Consider the following 7,310-nt stretch of genomic DNA (forward strand, 5'->3'; position numbering starts at 1 on the left):
TATGATATGGTCAATTGTAAAACTCTTTATGAGTCTAGTCGAGCGACCCGGTGACGGTGAAAAAAAGAAAAAAGAAGTAATAGAACTTGTAGATAGTATATTTGATTATCTACACGTAGATATAGACAGAGAAGATTTAGAACTAGTGCTTTCACCTGCAATAGATTATCTTGCAAACATTTTGTTTAAGTAAAGTTTTGAGGGGAAGGCACAGGCCTTCTCCTCTTTATTTTTGTCTGTTATGTATACATTTGTTAATTTTTATGTGTATAAGGGGGAATGTATCTTGGATATATACAAAACATACAAAGATGATGTCAAAAATATAGCTGGAAGGTATTACAAAGCATATAAATACAAAATTTTATCTTTTGAAGATTTAGAGCAAACCATATGGTATATATTAATGTGCGCGCTTTCAAAATTTGATGGTCGCGGAGATCAAAGAAATTTTGTATTGCACTTTATAAAACAAAAGCTTATATCAATCCTTAAAAACAATCGAAGGCCACCGTATTGTACAGATAGTCCATTTACATGTCTATGCTTTGACTACTTTTCTGCAGATGATGAAAATTCAAAATACTATAAAGAAATCCACGGAGAGTATGAATAAATAATGGTATAATTAAAAGTGATAAAAAAGCAAAGGGAGGAAAAAGCATGAAAAACTGCGCCCTTATAATGGCAGGGGGAAAAGGAGAAAGATTTTGGCCGTATTCAACCGATGAAAAACCTAAGCAATTTTTAAATCTTTTCAATGAAAAAACCATGATCCAGTTAACAGTTGAAAGGCTCAAAAGTATCATACCAATTGAAAATACCTTTGTTGTCACAGGACAAATCTATGTTGATTTGGTAAAAGAGCAGCTTCCAACTCTTCCTGAGGAAAATATTATAATCGAGCCTGCTGGAAGAAATACAGCACCATGTATTGCACTGTCTGCATTTTATATAAAAGAAAAACTTGGCGATGTAAATCTTGCAGTTCTTCCCGCAGATCACCTTGTAGAAGATGTAAAAAACTTTCAAAAAGCACTAACCAATGCTTTTGAATTTATAAACAAAAATAAAAACGCTATAGTAACGCTCGGTATAAAACCAGATAGACCAGAAACAGGTTATGGCTATATTAAATATCAAAGCAAAGACAATTTAAACATAAACGAATCTGTATTAAAAGTTGAACGATTTGTTGAAAAGCCAAGCCTTGAGGTTGCAAAAAAATACTTAAGTGAGGGAAATTACCTTTGGAACGCAGGAATATTTGTCTGGAATACAGGGACTATCCTTGAAAACACAAAAAAGTTTCTTCCAAATACGTATAACATCTTAGAAGAAATTTTTAAATATTCCGGAAAAGAATATTTGAAAATACTTGGGGAGTTATACCCAAAGGTAGACAAAATTTCCGTTGACTATGGAATAATGGAACATGCAAAAGATATATATGTCATTCCATCTGAATTTGGATGGGACGATGTAGGAAGCTGGACTTCCGTTGAAAGACACAGCAAAAAGGATGAAAACGGAAATGTTATAAACGAAAACACATACTATTTTGATTCAAAAGCAAATATTGTAAAAAGCAAAAAGATAACAATTTTAAACGATGTTGAAAACCTAGTCGTTATAGAAACAGACGATTACCTTATAATCTCAAGTAAAGAAAGTATTCAAAAAATAAGAGAAATAAAAAACAAAATAAGTAAAAAGTAGATTCCGGCGGCTTTGAAGTTCAAAGCCGCATTTTTTTAGTGGTATAATCTAAATGATATGGAACATATAAGTTTTAAAGAGTTATTAAACCTAAAAGGCAAAAAAATTCTTCACACAACACATGTAAAATCTGACTGTGATGGAATTGCCTCTATCTACTGGGGACTATCCATTTTTGGAGGGAGCTACTTTATACCCCCATACGAGCTTAGAAGTGCTGCAGGATTAATTGAAATGCTCAATTTAAAAAACAGTACCGACAGTATAGATGATTTTGACATAATCTTTATATACGACACAGAAAAAAGACAAGACCTTCCTTTTAAGATTAATAAACCATATGTTATATTCGACCATCACCATAAAAGAGATGGAGAGTTTGTTGAAAATGCACTTTTCTGCTATATCGAGCCTTCCAGTGCAAACGTTATTAACCTTTACAATCTTTCAATAAAAGAAAATCTACCACTCAATGATGAGATTCTTTTTTCTTTTGCTGTTGCACTATATACAGATACAGCAATGTTTAGAACTGCAAGGGAAGGTGAGTTTTTCTACTTTTCAAAGTTTTTAAAAAATAGACGTTTTGAAGATATCTTAGATGTGGTATACTACAAAGATATAGACAAAAGTTCTTTTTTAAAAACAATTAAAAAGGCAAAGTTTTACAATATAAATGGATTAAATGTATGTGTGTTAAAATTTAAAGATAACGATCAATTCTATGGTTTTGTAGATGGCCTTTTTAACATCTTAAACTTAGATGTCCTTATTGGAATTCTAAAAGAAGGTATAAAAATACATGTGAAAAAACGATATGTTCAAAAAATATACCACATGCTTTTTGTACCAATACAAAAAAAGCTAAACATAGAAAGAGTGCAAGGAATATGGATGAATTTTTTTGACTACAAAATTCTTTTAAAGGCGCTTGAAGATTACAAAGGAGGTTGAATTAGTTGCTAGTAGACTTTCACATGCACTCAACAGCATCAGATGGAACGTTTAATCCAAATGAGCTTGTAACACTAGTAAAAGAAAGAAAAATTGAATGTTTCTCACTAACTGACCATGATACTATAGATGGAGTAAAACAAATCAAAGAAAAAAACTTTATCCCAGGTGTTGAGATAAGTATTGAGCATCCTACAACTCTTCATATTCTAGGTTATGGTTTTGATATAAATAACGAAAAATTTAATAAAGTTCTTGATCAATTAAAACAATACAGATACGAAAGAAACGTAAAGATGGTTGAAAAGGCTAATGCACTTGGATTTGATATAACTCTTGAAGAGTTATTAGAAGAGGCAAACGGTACCCTAATTGGACGTCCACACTTTGCCTCGCTTTTATTGAAAAAAGGATACGTTAAAGATAGAAAAGAGGCATTTGAAAAATACCTCAAACGAGGAATGCCGCTGTATGAAGATAAAAAAAGGTTAGACCTTGAAAATGCAATTGAAATAATTACTCAGGCAGGTGGAATTGCTGTATTTGCACACCCATATCAAACAAGTGAAGATGAAGATGAAATTGAAAAGCTACTTAAAAAAATGGTTGATTTAGGACTAAAAGGTATAGAAGTATATTATTCAAAGCATACAAAAGGTATGATCGAAACATATGAAAAACTAGCTAAAAAGTACAACCTTGTAAAAACGGCAGGTTCAGATTTCCACGGTCAAAATACACCGGATATAGAACTTGGAATAGAAGTGAGAAGAGAAAATATAAAAGAATTTTTATCACTTTTTTAATTTTACCTGCCTAAAATATTGAATTTTTTAATGTTTTGTTATATAATTTTTAAAAAGAACCCTTTTAAAAGGGAGTGATTTATTTTTGAAAATCAAGGATATTTTAAGAGAATTAAATTCTTTAATTCTTAAGGTAAACTGCGATGAAGAGCTCGAATTTAATTATATCTCTTCAAATTCAAAAGATATTCAAGAAAACACCCTTTTTATTTGCAGAAAAGGGACTAGTTTTGATTCGCACAATATTGTAGATGACCTCTACAAAGAAGGTGCAAACGTTTTTGTTGTAGAAAGAGAAATAAGAAAATATCCTTACATACAAGTTGTTGATTCAAGAATTGCAGAATCAATAATTGCAAGTATGTTTTACAGCAAACCATACGAAAAACTTATCACATTTAGCGTTACAGGAACCAACGGAAAAACAACTTCAGTGCATTTGTTCCATCACATCATGCACAACTTTGGAATAAAAGGAAGTATAAGTGGCACAGTGGTAAATGATATAATGGGTGATAAATTTTATCATCCAAACACAACGCCAAGTGCCATTGAAATAATGAGAAATATGCACAAAACCCTTGAAAATGGTGGAAAATACTATGGAATGGAAGTTTCATCCCATGCTCTTTCACAGTATAGAGTGGAAAGCATACGCTACGATATTGTAGGTATAACAAACATAACAAGAGATCACCTTGATTTTCATGAAACTTTTGAAAACTACAAAAAGGCAAAATTTCATATCTTAAACCTTTTAAAACCAAATGGAATTGCAGTGGTAAATCATGAACTTTTGCAAGAGGTCAAAAACAAAAACAAAAATATAAAACTTGTTAGCTTTGGAGTAGACAGTTCATCAGATTACGTTATACATGAAATTACAACCAATTGGTCTGGTACATTCTTCAAGTTAGACACTCCATACGGTGAAAAGAAAGTTGCATCACAATTAATTGGAGAGTACAATGCATTTAATATTACATTGGTAGTAGCTGCTCTTGCTGAAATAGGCTACGATATAGATGAGGTAATTGCATCTGTTGCAACATTCCGTGGAGTTGACGGTAGATTTGAAATCATACCTGAGGCAAAGAAACTTGGAATAGAAATAGTTGTTGATTTTGCCCATACTCCCGATGCACTTGAAAAGGTAATACTCTCGCTTAGAAAACTTACAAAAGGAAGACTTATTACCGTCTTTGGAGCGGGGGGGCAATCTGATATAGGGAAAAGGCCAATGATGGGAGAAGTAGTATCAAAATACTCAGATATAAGCATTATTACAACTGATGATCCAAGGGGTGAAGATCCTTTAAAGATAATTAAAGATGTTGAGGCTGGTCTTGTTCCAGGAAGTTTAAGCCTTTCCATTGAAGACAGAAAAGAAGCTATTGATACTGCTATCACACTTGCAAACAGAGGAGATATAATATTAATTGCAGGAAGAGGGCATGAACCATATCAAGTATTTGATGAAAATCACAAAGTACCATTTAAAGATAGGGATGTTGCAATAGATATTATCTTTCAAAAAATAAATAAAGGGGAAAAGACATTCAAATGATTACATTTGAAAAGATAAACATAGAACTTCTTAAAAGATTTTTAGGAGATTCAATAAATTTAAATGTTTCCCAAAAGGGAAACAAATTTTTTTGTGATAGCAGCAAAACATGTAGCATAGTCAAAAAAGATGATGCTATAGTAATTGAGCTTGAAGAAGAAAAATATCTTATCTCAAAAAGCTCTGGAAACTACTACCTTTTAGATTATAAATCTGCCGATAATTTTCATAGGTATATTTTTAACATAGATGGTGAGAAAGCTTTATTTGTATTTAAAAAAGCACTAAATGAGGAAGAAATTCTACACCTTCTTTTGTCCATATTTTTCATAGAAAAAATACTCTAAGGAGCTGGTGACGTGTATATACTAAACTTTATAATTACAGCTATACTAATATACTACTACATAAAACTTATGAAAAAAATTAGAGTTGGCCAATATATAAGAGAAGAAGGTCCTGACCTTCATAACTACAAGAGTGGAACACCTACTGCAGCGGGTATTGTATTTATATCAACCGCAAGTATCTTTTTACTACTTGCCAAAGCACCTACTATTTTCGTACTCTCCCTTATTCTTTTTGGCTTTATTGGCTTTATAGACGACATCTCAAGTATACTTAAAAAAAATGCTCTAGGCCTTAGAGCATATCAAAAATCTCTGCTTCAGGTAATTTTTTCCTTGCTTTTAATCTCCTTTACAAATGTAAGGCCAATATTTGGTATTGAAGTTTCAAAGACTTTTTATTACATCTTTTGGACATTCGTTATAGTTGGCGCATCAAATGCGGTAAATCTAACAGATGGACTTGATGGTCTTGCAGGATGGGTTTGGATAACCTCGATGGTTCCGCTCATGGTCTTTATCAAAGACTACAGCGTGCTTATCATAATATCTTCCGTTCTTGCGTTTTTACTCTTTAACTCACGCCCTGCATCTATATTTATGGGTGATACAGGCTCACTTGCACTCGGTGCATTTCTTGCAACATATGCAATGTATTATAACATAGAAACACAACTTGTATTTTCCTCATCTATCTTTATAGTCGAAACACTTAGTGTTATAATCCAGGTATTTTCTTTTAAAGTATTCAAAAAGAGGGTATTTAAAATGTCGCCCATACATCACCACTTTGAACTTTTGGGGTGGAAAGAAGAAAAGATTGTTGGAGTCTTTTCGGCAATTAATCTCTTAATTTCTTTATCTATATTAAGATGGTGAAAATTTGAAACTACTTGTATATTTACTTATAACACTCGTGATATACTACATTTCAAAAAAGTATAATATATTGCTTGACTATCCTACAGAGAGAAAAAACCACAACAAACCTACACCTCAAGTAGGTGGAGTTATATTATTTACAATTCTCCTTTTCTTTTTCGATTATCCCTTTTTAGTGCTTTTTTCTCTCCTGCTTTTTGGAATACTAGATGACATGTTCAAGCTTTCATACAAACAAAAGTTTGTATTTGAAATAGTTATAGCTATATATATAGTGTATAGATACAAATTAACACTATTTGAAATACATAATATATTCACAGATATTTTTGCAACGCTTTGGATAGTTGCATTTTTTAACGGACTTAATATGATAGACGGGCTTAATGGCCTTTCAACCGGTGTGTCAATAATATACCTTTCGATGCTTTATCAATTTGAACTTGCACTTTCTTACCTTCCAATATACATCTTCAACTTTTTTGGAAAACTTTTCATGGGAGAAAGCGGAGTATTAATTACAGGGTTTATACTTCTTTCTTCGGCAATATCATTAGAAAATGATATGGTATACCTAACTATCTTTTTTGGGTACCCATTCTATGAAGTGGTAGCAAGCTTTATTAGAAGAGTGATTTCAAAAGAAAATCCTTTTCTTGCAGACAGAAAGCACCTTCACCATATATTTCCCCAAAAAATGGGAAATCTCTTTTTACCATTTTCCTACCTACTTACCTTTCTATTTGCAAGTCTTCCTAAAAGTTATATGAGCATACTATACTATCTATCAATCTCCATTATTCTCTTTTTAATCCACTTCAGCCTCATTAAAAAACTAAATAATTAAGTGATATAATTATCTTGAAATAGTTAAAAATTGATGAGGTGAAAATGTGAAAGGTCTGCCCATTGGTCTTCAAGACTTTTCTGATATTGTCAATAACAATATGATTTATGTTGATAAAACTAAGTTTATATATGACCTTGCTTCTTCCGGCAATAAATACTTCTTTGTCTCTAGGCCAAGAAGGTTTG

The 7,310-nt window shown here is 32.0% G+C and carries 10 protein-coding genes; all 10 read left to right on the forward strand.

All coding sequences use genetic code 11. The features are described from left to right. The coding region (locus JG780_RS10085) for a hypothetical protein (protein WP_012579868.1) at positions 1 to 193 on the forward strand (193 nt) is incomplete at its 5' end. A 93-nt stretch (positions 194 to 286) separates the two neighbouring features. Next, entirely contained in the window at positions 287 to 616 is a 330-nt protein-coding gene (locus JG780_RS10090; RefSeq protein WP_004100752.1) for a sigma factor, read from the forward strand. A gap of 47 nt (positions 617 to 663) precedes the next feature. Next, positions 664 to 1,719, forward strand: coding sequence for a mannose-1-phosphate guanylyltransferase (locus JG780_RS10095; protein ID WP_041427314.1), 1,056 nt, complete (start codon positions 664 to 666; stop codon positions 1,717 to 1,719). Positions 1,720 to 1,776: 57 nt separating this feature from the next. Further along, positions 1,777 to 2,673, forward strand: a complete 897-nt coding sequence (locus JG780_RS10100) for a DHH family phosphoesterase (protein WP_004100757.1) — start codon at positions 1,777 to 1,779, stop codon at positions 2,671 to 2,673. Positions 2,674 to 2,678: 5 nt separating this feature from the next. Then, complete coding sequence (locus JG780_RS10105) at positions 2,679 to 3,479, forward strand: PHP domain-containing protein (protein WP_004100759.1); 801 nt, start codon at positions 2,679 to 2,681, stop codon at positions 3,477 to 3,479. A gap of 85 nt (positions 3,480 to 3,564) precedes the next feature. Beyond that, positions 3,565 to 5,046, forward strand: coding sequence for a UDP-N-acetylmuramoyl-L-alanyl-D-glutamate--2,6-diaminopimelate ligase (locus JG780_RS10110; protein ID WP_287570494.1), 1,482 nt, complete (start codon positions 3,565 to 3,567; stop codon positions 5,044 to 5,046). After that, complete coding sequence (locus tag JG780_RS10115) at positions 5,043 to 5,393, forward strand: beta clamp domain-containing protein (protein ID WP_004100762.1); 351 nt, start codon at positions 5,043 to 5,045, stop codon at positions 5,391 to 5,393. The genes JG780_RS10110 and JG780_RS10115 overlap by 4 nt, the downstream gene beginning before the upstream one ends. A 12-nt stretch (positions 5,394 to 5,405) precedes the next feature. After that, positions 5,406 to 6,272 (forward strand): phospho-N-acetylmuramoyl-pentapeptide-transferase, encoded by an 867-nt coding sequence (mraY, locus tag JG780_RS10120; protein ID WP_287570496.1) that lies wholly within the window; start codon positions 5,406 to 5,408, stop codon positions 6,270 to 6,272. A gap of 4 nt (positions 6,273 to 6,276) precedes the next feature. Beyond that, positions 6,277 to 7,122: a glycosyltransferase family 4 protein gene (locus tag JG780_RS10125; RefSeq protein ID WP_287570499.1), complete on the forward strand. Its 846-nt coding sequence runs from the start codon at positions 6,277 to 6,279 to the stop codon at positions 7,120 to 7,122. A 46-nt stretch (positions 7,123 to 7,168) separates the two neighbouring features. Continuing rightward, positions 7,169 to 7,310 (forward strand): AAA family ATPase (locus JG780_RS10130; RefSeq protein WP_287570501.1); only part of this gene is annotated, 142 nt, incomplete at its 3' end.

The organism is Thermosipho sp. (in: thermotogales), assembly GCF_020054775.1.
Lineage (GTDB): Bacteria > Thermotogota > Thermotogae > Thermotogales > Fervidobacteriaceae > Thermosipho > Thermosipho africanus.